The following is a 17742-nucleotide window of genomic DNA, read 5'->3' as shown; positions in this document are numbered from 1 at the left end:
CGTGCTGATGGTTCGCCACTCACTCCAGGCGGCGACGGAACCCGGTCCAGTGTAGCGGCGAAAAGTCCCATTCAAGAGCTTTGATAACGATTCCGAACGCGTTGTGCTGCACATTTGCCAGAACACCCACCGACAGGTCGGGATGGTGCCGGAAGGTTGCGCCCGACTTCTCCAGGGACAGCGCACCCGTCGATCGGATACGTTGAGAGACGTGTCGATGATGAAGGGCGCCAATGTTCCGGTGCCGAGTTCCGCGGTCCGCGTGGAGTTGGGGTGGCAGTCGGGTCCCGGGGTACCGGATGCCGACGCATCGGCCCTGCTCCTGATGTCATCGGGCAAGGTGCGCTCCGATGCCGATTTCGTGTTCTACAACCAGCGGCAGCATCCGTCGGGTGCGGTCAACCACGAGGGCAAGCAGCAGGGGACGCAGGTCACCGATGTGCTCTCGGTGCGACTGACCCAGGTGGAGCCGCAAATCGAGAAGATCGTCATCGCCGCCTCCTCCGACGGCGGCACCTTCTCCCAGCTGCGCGGCCTGCACGTGCGGGTGGTGGACGCCGATTCCGGTGCGGAGGTGGCCCGTTTCGACAGCACCGACGCCACCTCCGAAACCGCCTTCGTCCTCGGCGAGCTGTACCGCCGCCAGGGCGCGTGGAAGTTCCGCGCGGTCGGACAGGGTTATGCGGCCGGACTCGCCGGTCTGGCAACGGATTTCGGGATCTCCGTCGACGATGCCCCAGCGCAACCGGGCACCACGCAGCCGCAATCGACTCCGGCGCAGCCACCACCGATCCCGACACAGCCGCAACCGGACCCGGCATCCCAGTCCGGACTTCCTCCGCAGCCGCCCCAGTTCAACACCCCACCGCCCCAGCCGTTTACGCCCGCCGCCGCTCCGGGCTACCCGCCGCCGGGCCAGCAGCCGGTACCGCCGGGCCAGCAGTACCCCCCGCCGCCCGGCCACGGCCAGCAGTACCCGTCGCCGCCGCCACCGGGCTACCCCTCCGACCCGCACGGACCGCCCGGCCAGGCCCCCGGCTATCCGCCGCCCGGCCAGCCCGGCTACCCCATGCCGGGGCAGCATCAGTCCGGCCCGCAGGGCTACCCCGCACCGCCCGGCCAACATCACACCGGCCCGCAGGGCTACCCCGCACCGCCCGGCCAACACCACACCGGCCCACAGGGCTACCCGACACCCCCGGGCCAGCAGCAGACAGGCCCGCAGGGCTATCCGGCCCCGCCCGGCCAGTACCCGCCGCCGAATCCCGGCCAGCACCAACCGCCGTCGGCACCAGCCCCGGGTCAGTCCGCGCCCACGCCGTCGGTCAACCTGGGCAAGATCTCGTTGACCAAGGAGGCCCCGGCGGTCTCGCTGACCAAGCAGGGCGCGAATTCCGGTGTGATGCGGGTGAATCTGAACTGGACCGTCCCGAACGCCCCGACCGGCCTGTTCGGCCGCCGTCGCGGCGGCAGCGGCGGCCTGGATCTGGATCTGTGCTGCTTCTGGGAGCTCACCGACGGCTCCAAGGGCTGCATCAGCCCGCTCGACACCATGGGCAATCTGCACCGCGCCCCGTTCATCGAGCTGGATCAGGACGACCGCAGCGGCGCCAGCGCCGGTGGCGAGAACCTGTCCATCAATCTCGACCACACCGCCCAGTTCCGCCGCATCCTGGTCTTCGCCTCGCTGTACGAGGGCGCGAACGACTTCCGCGGCGTGCACGCCACCGCCACCCTCTACCCGGTGGGCTCCCCGCCGATCGAGATGACGGTGGACGGCTGCGTGGACGATTCCCGCGAAATGGTGCTCGCCCTGATCGAGAACATCAACGGCGAGTTGGTGGTTCGCCGCGAGGGCGTCTTCGTCCGCCCGCCGCAGGGCCGCAAGTACTGGGGCAAGCTGGCGGTGGATCAGGCGTACCGCTGGGAGCTCAAGTGGGGCACCTCCAAGGGCAAGTCCTGAGTCAGGGCTGCTCGACCAGGTCGATGGCGGCGGCGCGGATCTCGTCCGCGTCGCCGTGCCAGCCCAGCAGGTGCAGGATGGCGTCGGGGATCAACCGCTCGGCGTAGGCGGGTGACGCTCCTTCGTCGGAGCGGATATTGATCACCGATTCGACGAGTCGGAAGGGCAGCAGTTCGCTGCCGGGTGCGGCGTCGCCCGATTCCGACACCACGCGCGCGGCCAGTGCCTCGTAGTGGCGGCGCAGCTCGTCGCGGCGCTCCCGGAAGGCCGCGAACCGAGGCGAGCGTAGTTCCGGCAGCAGGTACAGCGCCCCGAGATTCCATCGGGCCGCGCACAGCTGCCGCACGTCGAACCAGGCCAGCGCGTACAGGCGCACCACTGCGGGCTCCGGCCGCCGCGCCAGCCGCTCCGCGAGTTCCAATGCCGCCGTGATGGTTTCGGCCAGCAGAGCGTCGAGGATGTCGTCCTTGGCGGCGAAGTGGTGGTACAGCGACGCCTGCCTGATCCCGACCGCGTCGGCGATGCCCCGGGTGGAGGTGCTGCCGTAGCCGTTGGCGGTGAACAGCTCGGCGGCGGCGTCGAGGATCTCGGCGCGCGGCGTCGTGCCCTGTCGGCGGCGGGGCTCGAGGCGGGGACGCCCGGGTCCGATATTGGTCACGGCCTCATTCTGTCCTATCCGGACTCGTAGCCCATTTCACCAGGTGAGAGGTTTCTGTCATTCGATAGAAATACACGCAACGCAGAAGTTACCGGCGGCCACGAGACGGATACACCGCCGTCACCGCCGATGCCATCGCACGGCGAAAACTCTCAGTCGATAGGTATTCGCCTCGATGAAGGACCCGCCGATGGCCGCCCGATCGTTCCCAGAGCCACCCCATCCGTCCTGCGCCCCGTCCACCGGAGGGGGCCGAGCATGATCGTCACCGGTATCGCGATCAGCGTGGTCGCCGTCATCGCCATCGGCCTGTTCGTGGCCCGCAAGGTGGACGGCGACAGCACCAACTTCCTGGTCGCCGGACGCTCCCTGGCGCTGCCTCTGGTGGCGGCCGGCCTGATGGGCCAGGCCGTCGATTCCAATGCGACCCTGGGCAATACCGACCTCACCAGTTCCCTGGGCTTCTGGGCCGGGGCCTCGCTGCCACTGGGCCTGGGCCTGTGCCTGCTCATCACCGGCATCTTCTTCGCCGCGCCGATGAACCGCATGGGCCTGCTCACCCTGCCCGACTTCTTCCGCATCAAGTACGGCCGCGGCATCGAGCTGACCTCGTCGCTGCTGATGATCTTCAGCTTCTGCATTCTGCTGGCGGGCAACCTGGTGGCCGGCGGCTACATCTTCGAGCGGTTCCTCGGCATCCCCTACACCGCGGGCGTGCTGCTCATCGTGACCATCGTGCTGTCCTACACCGTGGTCGGCGGCATGTTCAGCGACGCCTACACCGCGCTGGCGCAGATGCTGATCACCATCATCGGCTCGCTGGCCCTGCTCATCTGGGTCGGCTCCACCATGGGCATCACCATTCCGGAGGGCATGGGCCCCTTCGACTTCGGCCAGCTGACGAACACCTCCGAAGGCGCGCCGATCAACTGGGCGACCCTGATCTCGCTGGGCATCGGCGATATCGTCGCCATCGACTTCATGCAGCGCATCTTCTCGGCGCGGTCGCCGCGGATCGCCCGGCGGGCCTGCTTCGTCGCCGCCGCGGGCACCGCCGTCGTCGGCGTGCCGTACGCCATTGTGGCCCTGTCCATCTCGGGCGTGGTCGGCGACGGCGACGGGCCGATCCTGCTGCGCCTGCTGGCCGACCAGGCTCCGGCCGGACTCGCCATCCTGGTGCTGTCGGCCATTGTCGCGGCCTCCTGTTCGACGGCGAACGGGGCGATCCTCGGCACCGCCTCGGTGGCCACCCGCAATGTGGCCGGTCGACGCCGGGCCACCGACGCGGCCGGACACGACACCCTGCTGCGGCATGTGCGCTTCACCATGATCCCGGTGGTCGCGGTGGCGGTGCTGTTCGCGGTGCAGGTGCCGCAGACCGGCATTCTGCTGACGCTCGCCTTCGATCTCATGCTGGCCGGTCTGATCGTGCCGTTCGTGGCGGCGCACATCACCGATCGGGTGAGCAGCGCGGCGGCGGCCGCGTCCATCATCGTCGGCCTCGGCACCCGGCTGGTGCTGTTCGTGCTCACCCCGACCGTGTACGGCGCGGAGAACACGCTGTGGCATATCGACAATGACCTCATCACCGCGAGCTTCGACGGCTGGCCGACCTTCATCGCCTTCCTGGCGGCGCTGGTGACCTTCCTGGTGGCCCTGGCGGTCTTCCCGGCCCGCCGGGAACCGGTTGCCGCGGCGACCGCACCGCATCCGGCAGACCCGCGATCGGCCGACTCGCCGCCGGTCCCGGCGGACGCGGCCGCGCAGCCCGCCACGGTGCCGACGATATGAGGCGCGTGAGCACGCCGGACGGCGCCCAGCCGGGCCGCCCCGCCCTCGCCGTCATCATCACCGCGCTGCTGGAGCGGCTACTCGTGTGGGCGGTCCACCGGGCATCGGGCACACCGCCGTCGGAGCGGCGACATCCCAGACCCACCAACTGATTCCGCCCACCCCGGCTGTCATCCGGGGTGGGCAGCCATCCCGACTCGCGAAGGGAACCGATATGACAGGCACCGCATCCACCACCGAGGCACGGGCACACGCCCGATCACAGGCGGCGAGCGCGGCCACCGCTGGACCCGACCTGCCGGAAGGAATCGACGGCAGGACAGTCACCTTCGCCGCGCGTATTCCACCGGGCGGATACGCCACGGCGGTGCTCGGCCGGGGCACCCGCCTGCGACTGGCCGATCCGGCGGGCGCGGCCTGTGCCCACCTGTTCCTGCTGCGCGCCGAATCACCGTGGGAGCGGCTGAATGTCGCGGATACGGTGAAGGTGCCGTGGCAGGCGTACCTGGGTGCCGGGCATCCCCTGCTGTCGGACCAGGGCCGGGTGCTGGCGACCGTCGTGTCCGACAGCTCCGGCCACCACGACACCCTGTGCGGACCGAATGACGCGGCACGGCAGCAACTTCGCCTGGCGGCGGCCAAACACGGCCTGTCCCCGCGCGATCTCGGCCCGACGGTGTCGTTCTTCCGGGGCGTGCGCGTGGCAGCGGACGGCGCGTTGACCGCCACCGGCGGCGCGGGCGCGGGCGCGGCCGTCGACCTGCTCATCCATCTGCCGGTGACGCTGTTGATCGCCGCCGCCGCGCATCCGCTGGACGACACCCCGGTCACCGACCTGGATGTCGTCGCCTGGTCGGCCCCCGACGATCTGCCCCGGGTCCACAACCCCGACCCGGAATACCGGCGCGCGGTGGAGAACACCGAAACCGCTTGGCGCGCCGCACATCCACTGGAGGCGATCGCATGAGCGGCCGGGTGAGCAGCCGACTCGGCGCGGCCACACAGCGCCCCGATCATGTGCGAAAGGACACAGCATGAGCACCCTCGAACGCACCGTCGTCCTGGACGAGACCGTCCCCGCCCGCGTCGGCTGGTCCGCGGTGGTCCGCGCCGGTGACCGGCTCGACATCATCGACCTGCACGGCAATCAGGCGGTGGACTGCCTACTGTACTCGGCGTCCGATCACACCGAGCGCTACAGCGCCCAGGCCACCGTCGCCGCCCAGCGCAACATCTTCCTCACCACCGGCAGCGCCCTGCGCACCGATTCCGGCACCACGCTCATGACCGTCGTCGCGGACGAGGTGGGCAATCACGACACCGTGGCGGGCGCCTGCTCCCAGGAATCCAATACCCTGCGCTACGGCCACCACACCCGCCACCAGCACGCCTGCGTGGAGAACTTCCTCGCCGAGGGCATGAAGTGGGGCCTGGGCAAACGCGACCTGGTCTCGAATATCAACTGGTTCATGAATGTTCCGGTGGAGGCCGACGGCACGCTGGGCATCGTGGACGGGCGCTCCGCGCCGGGGAAGAAGATCAGCCTGCGCGCCGAGATCGACACCCTGGTGCTGGTCTCGAATTGCCCGCAGATCAACAACCCCTGCAATGGTTTCGCCCCCACCCCGGTGCGCATGGTGGTGAGCCGATGACGGCGGCGGTGACCCGCGCGACGGCCGCACCGGGCGCATCCGGTCGCCCAGCCGAAACGGCGGCATCCGGTGGCCGAGCCGAAGCGGCGGATTCCGCACCGGTGCAACCGGATTCGCCCAGCCCGGGTGCCGCGACAGTGCTGCGCCCCGGCATGCAGTCCACGGTGCAGGACTGGCCGGGGCGGGTGGGCTACTGGCACGTGGGCGTACCGCCCTCGGGCCCCATGGACGATCTGTCGTTCCGCCTGGGCAACCGGGCGCTGGGCAATCCGGAGGGTGCGGCCGGACTGGAATGCACGCTCGGCGGCCCCGCACTGCGTTTCGACGCACCGACCCGGGTGTGCGTCACCGGCGCACCGGTGACGGTGACGGTGAACGGCCAACCGGTCCGGCAGTGGCGCAGTGTCCGGGTGCCCGCCGGAGGAGTCCTGGACATCGGTGCGGTGCGCGGACCCGGCATGCGCAGCTATCTGCTCATCGCGGGCGGCATCCAAGCGCCCGAATACCTCGGCAGCCGTGCGACATTCACCCTCGGCAAGTTCGGCGGACCGCGAGGCCGCGCACTCATGGCCGGTGATGTGCTCACCTTCGGCGCACCGATCGGCCGCGGGAGCGCGGGCGTGCCGGGCGACGAACAGCCGGTGCTCACCCGCCGCTGGGAACTCGCGGTCACCGAGGGGCCGCACGGTGCGCCGGAGTTCTTCACCCGCGCCGATATCGACGCCATTGTCGGCACCGACTACGAGGTGCATTTCAACTCCGACCGCACCGGCGTGCGCCTCATCGGCCCCAGGCCGCAATGGGCGCGTCTGGACGGCGGTGAGGCCGGGCTGCATCCGTCCAACATCCACGACACCGCGTACTCCGTCGGCGCCCTGGACTTCACGGGCGACACCCCGATCCTGCTCGGCCCCGACGGCCCGAGCCTGGGCGGCTTCGTCTGCCCGGTGACCGTGGTGGCCGCCGACCGCTGGAAGCTGGGCCAGCTCACCCCGGGCGACACCGTGCGCTTCGTTCCGGTGCGCGCCGATCGGGCCGCCTCGCTGCACGCGATCGGGCCGGGCCGCCGGGCCGACTGGCCCATGGTGCTCTCCGGCGGCGGCGACGGCGATGACGGCGTCCTGGCGCGGCGGGAGAGCGAGGACGGCACCGCCATCACCTACCGGCGCGCCGGAAACGACGGCGTACTCATCGAATACGGCGAGATGACCCTGGATCTCGGGCTGCGGGCGCGGGTGCACGCCCTGCACGAGCACCTGCTGGAGCGCGCCGAGCCCGGCATCACCGAACTCACCCCGGGCATTCGCTCCCTCCAGGTGCGCACCGACCCGGACCGGCTGCCCACGGCCGCGCTGCTGGACCTACTCGCCGAGGCCCAGACGGTGCTGCCGGGCGCCGGGGAACTCGTGGTGCCCAGCCGCACCGTGCACATGCCGCTGTCCTGGGACGATCCCGCCACCCGGGAGGCCATCACCCGGTACATGCACGGCGTGCGCGCCGACGCGCCCTGGTGCCCGTGGAATATCGAATTCATCCGGCGCATGAACGGATTGGCGTCGGTGGACAAGGTTTTCGATACGGTCTTCGCGGCGGAGTATCTGGTGCTCGGCCTGGGTGACGTGTATCTGGGCGCGCCCGTGGCCACCCCGACCGATCCGCGCCACCGCCTGGTCACCACCAAGTACAACCCCGCCCGCACCTGGACACCGGAGAACGCCGTCGGCATCGGCGGTGCCTACCTGTGTGTCTACGGCATGGAGGGGCCGGGCGGCTACCAGTTCGTCGGCCGCACCACGCAGGTGTGGAACCACGCCTCGTCCGGTATCGGCGAGGAGCCCTGGCTGCTGCGCTTCTTCGACCGCATTCGCTGGTATCCGGTGTCGGCGGCGGAACTGCTGGACCTGCGCGCGGATTTCGCGGCCGGACGCGGAGCGCTGCGCACCGAGGCGGGCGAGTTCCGGCTCGCCGACCATCGCGCCTTCCTGGACGAGAACGCCGACTCCATCGCGGATTTCCGGGCGCGCCAGGCGGAGGCGTTCGCGGCCGAACGCGAATCGTGGCGTGCGGCGGGAGAATTCGCGGAGACGAAGGAGAGCACGACATGACGGTGTGGATTCGACGACGTACCGAGGCCGAGATCGCCGCCGACCCCGTGCCGGACGGCCCGCTGCGCGGGCTGCGGCTGGCGGTCAAGGACAATGTCGATGTCGCCGGACTGCCCACCACGGCGGGCTGCCCCGACTTCGCCTACGCCCCCGCCGCCGACGCACCCGCGGTCGCGGCCCTGCGGGCGGCCGGTGCGGTGGTGGTCGGCAAGACCAATCTCGATCAATTCGCCACCGGGCTGGTCGGCACCCGCTCCCCCTACGGCCCGGTGCCCAGCGCGCTGCGGCCCGAATTCATCTCGGGCGGTTCGAGTTCCGGCTCGGCGGTGGCCGTCGCACGGGGTGAGGCGGATATCGCCGTCGGCACCGATACCGCGGGCTCCGGCCGGATTCCCGCCGCGCTCAACGGGATCGTCGGCGTCAAACCGACCGTGGGCGTGGTGTCCACCGCGGGCGTGGTGCCCGCCTGCCGCTCCTACGATTGCGTGACCGTCTTCGCCGCCGATCTGGACCTGGCGAATCGCGCCATGGCGGTGATGGCGGCCGGTGCGCCGGACCGGCCCTGGCCCAGCGACATCCGGCTGGCCGCGCCGCCCGCGCCCGTGGTCGCGGTCTTCAGCGAGCTCCCGGAACTCGACGAGGTGTGGCGGGCGGCCTTCGCGCGCACGGTCGCGGCCCTGCGGGAGCGCGGGGTCACCATTGTCGAGATCGATCCGGCCCCGTTCCTGGCCGCCGCCCGCCTGCTGTACGACGGTGCGCTGGTGGCCGAAAGATACTCCGCTGTCGGAGAATTCGTGGACACGCATCTCGAGTCGACCGATCCGACGGTGGGCTCCATCATTCGCGCCGCCCGCGACCTGCCCGCCCACCGGCTGGTCACCGATCTGGCCGAACTGGAGCGGCTGCGCGGGCTTGCCATGGCGAGTATGACCGGAGCCGATGCCCTGCTCATCCCCACCGCGCCCGACCACCCCAGTATCGCGGAGGTGGCCGCCGACCCGGTCGGGGTGAACTCCCGGCTCGGCACCTACACCAACTTCTGCAATCTGTTCGACCTGTGCGCGGTGGCCGTTCCGGCCGGGACAGCGGGTGCCGCCCAGTTCGGGGTATCGGTGGTGGCGCGAGCCTTCGAGGACGCGGTGGCCCTGGATATCGCCGCCCTGGTGCTGCACCGGCGGCCGCCCGAATCCGCCTGGCCGATGGCGGCCGCGGCCAGCACCGAACTCGTGGTGTTCGGCGCGCACCTGCGCGGTCAGCCGCTCGCATTCCAGCTCGACGATCTCGGTGCGCGCTGGGCCGGTCCGGTGCGGACCTCCCCGCGCTATCGGCTGGCCGCCCTGGACACCACCCCGCCCAAGCCCGGGGTGACCCGCCTGCCCGAGGGCGAGGCGGGTGTCGCGGTGGCGGGGGAACGGTGGTTGCTCGCTCCCGCCGCCCTGGGCCGTTTTCTGAGCGCCCTGCCCGCACCCATGCAGCTCGGCGCGGTGGAACTCGAGGACGGTTCCTGGACAACCGGTTTCGGCTGCGACGCGGCGGCCGCGGCCGCCGGCAAGGACATCAGCGAGTACGGGGACTGGCGCGTGGCCCTGCGCGCGGGCGCGGTCGGCTGACTCCGGGGCGCTCACCGCAGGCCGCGGAAGAACTCCCGGATATCCTCGGTCAGCAGCTGCGGCTCCTCCATGGCGGCGAAGTGCCCGCCGCGATCGGCGACGTCCACCCAGTGCGTGATCGTGTGCTCGGCCTCCGCGAATTTGCGGATGCCGATGTCGTGCGCGAACACGATCGCGCCGGTGGGCACGCCGGAGTTGACCGGCTGCCGACCCCACGCCTGGTCCTGCGCGTAGCCGACATACGCCGCCGAGCCCGCGGTGCCGGTGAGCCAGTAGATCATCACATTGGTGAGCAGCCGATCCCGGTCGATGATCTTGTCCGGTGCCACGGGCCGCGGATGCGTCCACTCCCGGAACTTGTCCATGATCCACGCCAGCTGCCCCACCGGCGAGTCCACCAACCCGTAGGCCAGGGCCTGCGGCCGGGTGGACTGGATGGCGATATAGCCGAACTCCTCGTTCATGAACGCCTCGATCCGGTGGATGCGGTCGCGCTCGAGATCGGTGAGGGAGGCCAGCTCCGCCTCGGACAGCGGCAGTTCCGGAAGCGGCCCCGGTCCGTTCATGTGCACGCCGATCACATGCTCGGTCGCCACCCGGCCGACCTCGGGGCTGACCGCCGCGCCGATATCGCCGCCCTGGACGCCGTAGCGGTCGTAGCCGAGACGTCGCATGAGCTCGGCCCAGGTGCGGGCGATGCGTTCGACATCCCAGCCGGAGTCGGCCACCGGGCCGGAGAATCCGAAGCCGGGCAGCGACGGAATCACCAGGTGGAAGGCGTCTTCGGGATTCCCGCCGTGGGCGCGGGGATCGGTGAGCGGACCGATCACATCGAGGAATTCGACGATCGAGCCGGGCCAGCCGTGCGTCATGAGCAGCGGCACCGCGTCCGGCTCGGGCGAGCGCACGTGCAGGAAGTGGATGCGCTGTCCGTCGATCTCGGTGGTGAACTGCGGGTGCCGGTTGATCCGGTCCTCGGCGGCTTGCCAGTCGTATTCGGTGCGCCAGTAGTCGACCAGTTCGCGCAGCCAGTGCGTGGGCACGCCGGTGTCCCAGTCGTCGCCGGGCAGCGGTGCGGGCAGCCGGGCCGCGTCGAGTCGGGCACGCAGATCGTCGAGCTGGTGCTGCGGAATATCGATCCGGAAGGGGGTGATGTCGGTGCTCTGGTTGCTCATGAGAACTACGTTATGAGACACCTAGGACAGTTTCCGCCCTAGCTGTACGGCAGACTTCGGATTGTGTTGGAAACTTCCGCGCGACTGCTGCGACTGCTGTCGCTGCTCCAGACACCGCGCGACTGGACCGGTTCCGAGCTGGCGGAACGCCTCGAGGTGGATGTGCGCACGGTCCGCCGCGATATCGACAAGCTGCGCACCCTCGGCTATCCGGTGGACGCCGTCGCGGGCGTGGCCGGATATCGGCTGGGCGCGGGCGCGAAACTGCCGCCCCTGCTGCTCGACGACGACGAGGCCATCGCCGTGGCCGTCGGGCTCCGCACCGCGGCGGGCGGCACCATCGCCGGCATCGAGGAGAGCTCGCTGCGCGCCCTCGCCAAACTCGAACGGGTGCTGCCGTCGCGATTGCGGCATCGGGTCGCGGCATTGGAGGCGGCCACGGTCACCGTGCCCGCCGGGACCGCCCGAGTCGACCCGGATGTGCTGACCACACTGGCCGCCGTCATCCGCGATCACGAGCGCCTGCGCTTCGACTACCGCACCCATCAGGGCACCGAGAGCCGTCGCTCCGTCGAACCGCACCGACTGGTCCACACCGGGCGGCACTGGTATCTGCTCGGCTGGGATATCGACCGCGACGACTGGCGCACCTACCGCGTAGACCGCCTCACTCCGCGCATCCCGACCGGCCCGCGCTTCACCCCGCGCGACGCACCGGAAATCGATCCGGCGGGGTTCGTCTCGCGCGGCGTGAGCACCGCGCCGTATCGCTACCAGGCGCGGATCACGCTGTTCGCGCCCGCGGCGGTGGCCGCCGACCGGATCGCGCCGACGGTCGGCGTGATCGAGGCGGTCGACGCGGACACCTGTGTGCTGCACACCGGTTCCGACTCCCTCGACGAATTAGCCGTCTATGTGGGCGTTTTCGGTTTCGACTGCCGCATCCACGAACCGACGGAACTCGTCGACCACATCCGAACCCTCACCGCCCGGCTCGCGGCGGCCACCGGCTAGCGCGAGCCGTCCGAGGTCCGCTCGGCGTCGGGATGCACCGCGTCCCGGATCACCCGCAACCCGGCCACCATGGCATCGAGTTGCTCGGCACTGAGCCGCCCGATGAACCACTCGTCCACCGCGTCGAGGTAGGCGGGCAGCACCCGGGCCACCCGGGTCGCCCCGGCGGCGGTCAACACCGCGAAGAAGCTGCGCCGATCGCCCGGCGCGGATTCCCGCCGCACGAATCCATTGCGCTCCAACCGGTCCACGAGCCGGGTGACACCACTGGTCGACAGGCCCGTCTGCGCGGCCAGATCGATCATCCGCAGCTTGCGCCCCGGCGACCGGCTCAACCGCATGAGCGCATTGAGATCCAGCCCCGAGAGCCCGTACTCCCGCCAGGTCGGCTCCAGCTTCGCCAGCAGGCCCTCGTGCACCTCCAGGAACAGGCCGATGGTGGTGAGCCGGGGATCTTCGAAGAGGCGTTTGGGGTCCACGACAGCAGAGCCTAACCGCCTTCACTGCATCGCGGATAGTTGACACGCGGAACATTCGGAGCTAATACTTGCCTCAGCAATATTCCTCACAACAACTACTTGGAGGTTCCGGTGGCGGCAAGGCAGTGGGTGGCGGGTTTCCGGATGGCGACGGTGAATCCGACCGAGGCGATCAGGCTGGCCGAACCGCGCCGTTTCGCCGACGAGACGGTGCGGCAGGTACTGCACCTGGCGGGCGGTGGCGATCAGCTCCGGGTGCGGTTGACCAACCGCTACTCCGATCGGGAGCTCGTGATCGGCGCCGCGCGTATCGCGGTGCGCGCGCAGGGCGCGGAGATCGCGCGGGAGACCGACCGGGTCGTGCGCTTCGGAGGAGCCGCGACGGTACGGATTCCCGCTCGCGGCGAACTCATCAGTGACCCGGTCGCGCTGCCGGTGGCGGCCCGGACGGATCTGGTCCTGAGCCTGTACCTGCCCGAGGACACCGGACTCGCCGCGTACGCGCAGTTGCCCGGCGAGTCCGCCTGGGTGACGGCCGGTGACCACACCGCGGCCCCCGCCCTCCCCGACGCGCACGAGGTCACGTCGCAGTTCTTCGTCACCGGGGTCGATGTGCTGGCACCGGCGAATACGCCCGTACTCGTGGCGTTCGGTGACTCCTGGTTCCAGGGCACCGGTTCTACGCACGGAGCGAACCGCCGGTCGGTGGACGTGCTCAACGAGCGACTGGCACACGGCTGGGTGGTGAACCAGGGCATCGGCGGAAATCGGCTGCTCACCGAGCAGATCGGCGAATCCGGACTGGCCCGCTTCGAGCGCGATGTGCTCGCGGTGCCCGGCGTCGCCGGGGTGCTGGTGAACTTCGGCGTCAACGACCTGATTCTCGATGAGTACACCACCCCGGCGGACGAGCTGATCGCCGGATTCACCGAGCTGGCCCGGCGCTCGCACGCGGCGGGGCTACCCGTGTACGCCAACACCATCGGCCCGTTCGGCGGGGCCTACTACCCCGGTCTCGCCGTCGCGACCGGGCTGCCCGTACGGCGGCAGGTGAACGCATGGCTGCGCGGCACGGATGTCTTCGACGGCGTCTTCGATGTCGCCGCGGCAGTGGAGGATCCGGCGCGGCCGAATTTCATCCGGCCCGAATTCGACAGTGACGGTATGCATCTCAACGACGCCGGGGCGCGCGCTATGGCCGCGGTCATGGCGGTGCCCACGATTCAGGGCGTTCTGGGACCTGCCGCCTGACACTGTTTCAGGCCGCGCGTCCACAGGTCGTCGGCGATATCGCGGCCGAGTCGCACGCCACCGATATTCCGGGACAGATCCATCCCGCCATCCGGCCCGGTGGCGAAGGCGTCGAAGGACCAGTGCACACCGAGATAGACGCGGCTGCGGCCGTTCTCCTCCATCATCTGCCAGAGACCGCCCGGGAAGCGGCGGATGTGCCGGGGGCGGACCACGCCGTCGTTGTCCGTGGTGTGACCGTCGAGTTCCCCGGAAACGAAACCCATTCCTTCGGTGAGGGTGTCGGGGCCGTCGGCATCGACGCCGTAGAAGCGGCGGACCATCTGGAAGGCGGCCGCGCCGAAGGTGGCGTGCCCGGAGGGGTAGGCCGGGAACGGCGGGCTGAAGTTGAAGGCGACCACATTGCTGCGCGGTGCGCCGTAGGGCCGCCAGCAGGGGTCGCAGTCGGCGTCCAGGGCGTCCCCCGCGGTGCCGTCCGGCCCCATCGACGGATCGAACTCGCGAATGCCGAGGATCGGACGCCAGAGGTTGTGCCGGTACTTGTCGTCCCAGGCCAGAATTCCGGCATCGGCGAGCGCGGTGTTGACCAGCGCGAACAGCCGGGCGTTCTGATCGGCCGTGTTGTTCCGCGCCGCCGCGAGGTCGCGCACGATCTGATTGAAGAAGCGGGGCGGGGTGCCGAGCCCCTTGGCTCCGTCGTAGGCCCAGAACAGCCCCACCAGGGTTTCGGCGGCCGTGCGCGCGGCGATGCAGGGCGGCAGTGTGGCGGCGGCCTCGGGCGCGATGCCCTTCCCGCGCACCTCGCGCAATGCGTCGAGATAGCGCGGATCGTTCCCCTTCGGCGGCGGGTCCAGGGTGTAGCGGGTGGTCACCGCGAAACACCGCGAACGAGCGCCGTAGTCGGGCGCGTAATACCCCTGGGCCGGATTCACCGGGTCCGGGCGGTGATTGGGCGGAGCGGTATCGGGCGCGTAGTTCTTGTCGTCGGTACCCGGATCGCCCTTGCGGGCCCGGAGCACCGCGCGCGCGACGGCCTGTCCGTGTGCGGTGCCGCGACCGACGCCCGGACCCGGCAGGGCGGCCTCGCGCAGGGCCCGGTCCAAGCGACCGGTCTGCGCCGGATACAGCACCGAGAGGGCGGTGTGCGCGGCCACCGCGACGGCCGCCGCCACCGATGAGCCATTGGCCGCCACCGGCGGTGCGGTGAGCCAGGTGCCGTGCGGCGCACCGACGATGGAGAAGTACGCGTCGTGCATGGCCAGGTGCACGATGGCGAAGGCCCGTGAACTGCCGATCGGGCCGCGCACTCCGCGTTCGGCCTGCTTCGGTTCGGTGTGCGCGATCCGGTCCGATTCGAGCGCCACCGCATTCCAGTACAGAATCTGGTCCACTTGTCCTGCCTCCCAGGGGAATCGACTGCGACGGGCGGACGGAGATCGACATCTCTCGCCCGGCGCTGTCAGCATGCGCTGGTTTCCTGCGAGTCGCGGCAGTAGTCGGCTACCCGAATTCCCGGGGGCGATGGGACGGCCTCCGAGTAGCCCGCGTGTCCCACGTCCCCGGCGTTTCGGGTCGGGTCAGCGGGGTTTGACCTCGGCGAGCAGCTCCGGCCCGCGAGCCTCCAGCCGCTTGGTCGCCAGCGAGAGGCCCAGCAGCCCGAACCCGATCCCGACCGCGACCCCCACCGGCAGGGCCGACCACAGCAGAAACGAATTATCCAGGCTCGCACCGATTCCCAGCAGGGCGATGACGGGAAGCGATGCCACCAGCTGCCCCAGCCCCACCGCCAACTGCATGAGAATCTTCGCGCAGCCCGGATTGCCGGAGGACGCGAAGGGATTGCCGCGGTTCGGCGGCATCGGATAGGGGGCATAGACCGACAGGAAGATCACCGCGGCCGCGCCCACCCCGAGCAGGACCGGCAGCGTGGACAGCGCCCACGGGTACATATTCGTTTGCCCGACCGCGCCCGGCAGCACCACGGCGGCGATCACGGCGACCGGCGCGACCAGCAACAACCACGCCAGCACCCGGCCGCGTACATCCGCGCGCGCCGCATCCGGTGTGACCAGTGTCTGCCAGAGGGCGGTGCCGTCGAAGCCGTACAGATTGGTGGCCGACATGGCGGCCAGCCACACCACGAACGCACCCGCGAACGGCAGGAAGGTGGTGCTCCCGTTCTGGATGGCCAGGAAGACCGGCAGCGCGAAACCGATGAGCAGCAGCGGCAGCAGGGTGGCCCGGCGGCGGCCGTCGCGCCACCAGGTGCGCAGTTCCTTGCGGATGACGGCACCGGTCGGACTGATGGGCAGCAGGCGGTCCAGCAACCCGGCCCGCCCGCTCGCGCGCACCTCCTCGGCGGGCGCGGGTGGGGTGGTGAGGCGGCGGCCGAGCAGCCACGCCCACGCCTCCCACAGCAGCAGCGACAGCGCGGCCAGACCGGCCAGCGGCAGCAGTGCCCGCAACCAGTGGCCGGAGGCGGCGGACTCCACCGCGTAGGCGGCCCATCCGGACGGGACCGCGCGCAGCAGGGTGCCCACGCCCTCCGGGGCGTCGCGCAGTTTCGGGCCGAGACTGCCGACGATCAGATTGAGCGGGTAGTAGGCCAGCCCGAGCAGTCCGGCCAGCAGCACGCCGAGATCGCGGCCGCGGCGCGAGCGCATGGCCGCCCCGATCCACCCCGTGAGCGCTCGGGACAGCAGCACCACGAAGGCCAGTTGCAGCACGACGCCGACCACGGCCACCAGCACCGCGCCGATGCTGTATCGCGCCGCGATCAGCACCAATCCGGAGAAGGCGAGCAGATTCACCAGCACTGCCGGGCCGACGAAGGCGGCAGCCGCCAGACCGTAGGCGAGTTGCCGGTTGCTCAGCGGCAGCAGGCGGAAGTGCTCGGGTTGCAGCGTCTCGTCACTGCTGCCGGTGAGAATGGGCCCGCACAGCCAGCCCAGCGTCCAGGCGGTGTACAGGGCGGCGGCGATATTCGTCGCCCCGTAGAGATTGTCGGGCGCGCCGAAACCGACCAGCAGCAGGGTGATCGCGGCGGCGATGAGGCCGAAGACGATACCGAGCCAGAAGCCGATGGCCCCGCGCCCGCTGCGCATGCCGCGTGCGGTGAGCCGCAGCCGCATGCGGATCATCACGCCAACCACGACAGCCCCTCGTCTCCGGCCACCCGGCCGCCGACCAGCCGCACGAACGCCTCCTCGAGGGTGCCCTCGCCGCGCACCTCCGCGACGCTGCCGCCCGCCACCACCCGGCCGTGGCTGATCACCGCGACCTGATCGCACAGGTTCTCCACCAGCGCCATCACATGGCTGGAGAGCACCACCGAGCCCCCGGCGGCCACGAACCGCTGGAGAATGGTGCGGATGGTCGAGGCCGACACCGGATCGACCGCTTCGAACGGTTCGTCGAGCACCAGCAGTTTCGGTGCGTGCAGCAGGGCGGTGGCGAGCCCGATCTTCTTGCGCATACCGGCCGAATAGTCCACCACCACGGTGTTCTCCGCGCCGTCGAGTTCGAGCACGTGCAGCAGTTCGTCGGTGCGCTCCACCACCGTCGCCTGCGGCATCCCGCGCAGTAATCCGGTGTAGTTCAACAGCTCTCGTCCGGTGAGCCGTTCCGGCAGCGACAGCCCGTCCGGCAGCACCCCGACCATGGTCTTGGCCCGCACCGGATCGGTCCACACCTCGGTGCCGAAGATCCGGGCCGCCCCGTGGTCGGGCCGCAGCAGCCCCACCGCCATCGACAGGGTGGTCGTCTTACCGGCCCCGTTCGGCCCCACCAGCCCGAAGAAGGACCCGGGCGGCACGGCCAGGCTCACGCCCTCCACCACCCAGGGTCCGCCGAACTTCTTGTACAGCCCGTCCAGCTCGAGCGCCGGTCGCCCGTTCGCCTCCATGGTGCCCCTCTCCCGGGCGCTGCTCGCCCATCACGAATATAGGCGCGACCACCGTCGACGGTGACGAACGCCGCAGGCCGCAGCCCGTACGCCGCGTGGCCCGACCTCCCGACTCAGAGGCTATCGACTGCCCAGTCCGT

Annotated in this window: 15 protein-coding genes; 9 read left to right on the top strand and 6 right to left on the bottom strand. The window is 70.4% G+C overall.

The annotated features are described in order from the left end of the window. Positions 1–217 precede the first annotated feature (217 nt). Positions 218–1963 (top strand): TerD family protein, encoded by a 1746-nt coding sequence (locus QJS31_RS22045; protein WP_282776533.1) that lies wholly within the window; start codon positions 218–220, stop codon positions 1961–1963. Between the two features lies 1 nt (position 1964). Here the strand turns inward: QJS31_RS22045 and QJS31_RS22040 are convergent, their stop codons facing one another. Then, positions 1965–2621 carry a TetR/AcrR family transcriptional regulator gene (locus QJS31_RS22040; RefSeq protein ID WP_029930169.1) on the bottom strand — a complete coding sequence of 219 codons (657 nt, stop codon included), beginning with the start codon at positions 2619–2621 and terminating at the stop codon, positions 1965–1967. Between the two features lie 258 nt (positions 2622–2879). Here QJS31_RS22040 and QJS31_RS22035 point away from each other — a divergent pair, with 258 nt between their 5' ends. From QJS31_RS22035 to atzF, 6 genes are all read left to right on the top strand, one after another. After that, positions 2880–4412, top strand: a complete 1533-nt coding sequence (locus QJS31_RS22035) for a sodium:solute symporter family protein (protein ID WP_282776504.1) — start codon at positions 2880–2882, stop codon at positions 4410–4412. 5 nt (positions 4413–4417) lie between these two features. Continuing rightward, complete coding sequence (locus QJS31_RS22030) at positions 4418–4564, top strand: hypothetical protein (RefSeq protein WP_306357586.1); 147 nt, start codon at positions 4418–4420, stop codon at positions 4562–4564. Between the two features lie 62 nt (positions 4565–4626). Then, positions 4627–5379, top strand: coding sequence for a DUF1989 domain-containing protein (locus QJS31_RS22025; protein WP_282776508.1), 753 nt, complete (start codon positions 4627–4629; stop codon positions 5377–5379). A 67-nt stretch (positions 5380–5446) separates the two neighbouring features. Then, positions 5447–6064 (top strand): urea amidolyase associated protein UAAP2, encoded by a 618-nt coding sequence (locus QJS31_RS22020; protein ID WP_282776510.1) that lies wholly within the window; start codon positions 5447–5449, stop codon positions 6062–6064. After that, positions 6061–8169 carry a 5-oxoprolinase/urea amidolyase family protein gene (locus QJS31_RS22015; protein WP_282776512.1) on the top strand — a complete coding sequence of 703 codons (2109 nt, stop codon included), beginning with the start codon at positions 6061–6063 and terminating at the stop codon, positions 8167–8169. Before QJS31_RS22020 ends, QJS31_RS22015 begins: the two co-directional genes overlap by 4 nt. After that, entirely contained in the window at positions 8166–9779 is a 1614-nt protein-coding gene (atzF, locus tag QJS31_RS22010) for an allophanate hydrolase (RefSeq protein ID WP_282776514.1), read from the top strand. The genes QJS31_RS22015 and atzF overlap by 4 nt, the downstream gene beginning before the upstream one ends. A gap of 11 nt (positions 9780–9790) precedes the next feature. Here atzF and QJS31_RS22005 read toward each other — a convergent pair whose 3' ends face one another. After that, positions 9791–10954 carry an epoxide hydrolase family protein gene (locus QJS31_RS22005; RefSeq protein ID WP_282776516.1) on the bottom strand — a complete coding sequence of 388 codons (1164 nt, stop codon included), beginning with the start codon at positions 10952–10954 and terminating at the stop codon, positions 9791–9793. A 63-nt stretch (positions 10955–11017) separates the two neighbouring features. Here QJS31_RS22005 and QJS31_RS22000 point away from each other — a divergent pair, with 63 nt between their 5' ends. Further along, complete coding sequence (locus QJS31_RS22000) at positions 11018–11968, top strand: YafY family protein (protein ID WP_282776518.1); 951 nt, start codon at positions 11018–11020, stop codon at positions 11966–11968. Here the strand turns inward: QJS31_RS22000 and QJS31_RS21995 are convergent. After that, complete coding sequence (locus QJS31_RS21995) at positions 11965–12447, bottom strand: MarR family winged helix-turn-helix transcriptional regulator (protein WP_282776520.1); 483 nt, start codon at positions 12445–12447, stop codon at positions 11965–11967. The genes QJS31_RS22000 and QJS31_RS21995 overlap by 4 nt on opposite strands. 111 nt (positions 12448–12558) lie before the next feature. On the opposite strand from QJS31_RS21995, the gene QJS31_RS21990 reads away from it, so the two are divergent. After that, entirely contained in the window at positions 12559–13698 is a 1140-nt protein-coding gene (locus QJS31_RS21990; protein ID WP_306357585.1) for a GDSL-type esterase/lipase family protein, read from the top strand. Here the strand turns inward: QJS31_RS21990 and QJS31_RS21985 are convergent. From QJS31_RS21985 to QJS31_RS21975, 3 genes are all read right to left on the bottom strand, one after another. Next, positions 13671–15089, bottom strand: a complete 1419-nt coding sequence (locus QJS31_RS21985; RefSeq protein WP_306357584.1) for a vanadium-dependent haloperoxidase — start codon at positions 15087–15089, stop codon at positions 13671–13673. The two genes, QJS31_RS21990 and QJS31_RS21985, sit on opposite strands and share 28 nt — an antisense overlap. Positions 15090–15275: 186 nt before the next feature. Continuing rightward, entirely contained in the window at positions 15276–16850 is a 1575-nt protein-coding gene (locus QJS31_RS21980; RefSeq protein WP_282776526.1) for a hypothetical protein, read from the bottom strand. Further along, positions 16838–17602, bottom strand: a complete 765-nt coding sequence (locus QJS31_RS21975; protein WP_029930180.1) for an ABC transporter ATP-binding protein — start codon at positions 17600–17602, stop codon at positions 16838–16840. Before QJS31_RS21975 ends, QJS31_RS21980 begins: the two co-directional genes overlap by 13 nt. Positions 17603–17742: the final 140 nt, after the last annotated feature.

Origin of the sequence: Nocardia sp. CC213A (genome assembly GCF_030766805.1) — a bacterium.
In the GTDB taxonomy this organism is placed as follows: Bacteria; Actinomycetota; Actinomycetes; order Mycobacteriales; family Mycobacteriaceae; genus Nocardia; species Nocardia otitidiscaviarum.
This window is presented reverse-complemented; position numbering and strand designations above follow the sequence as displayed.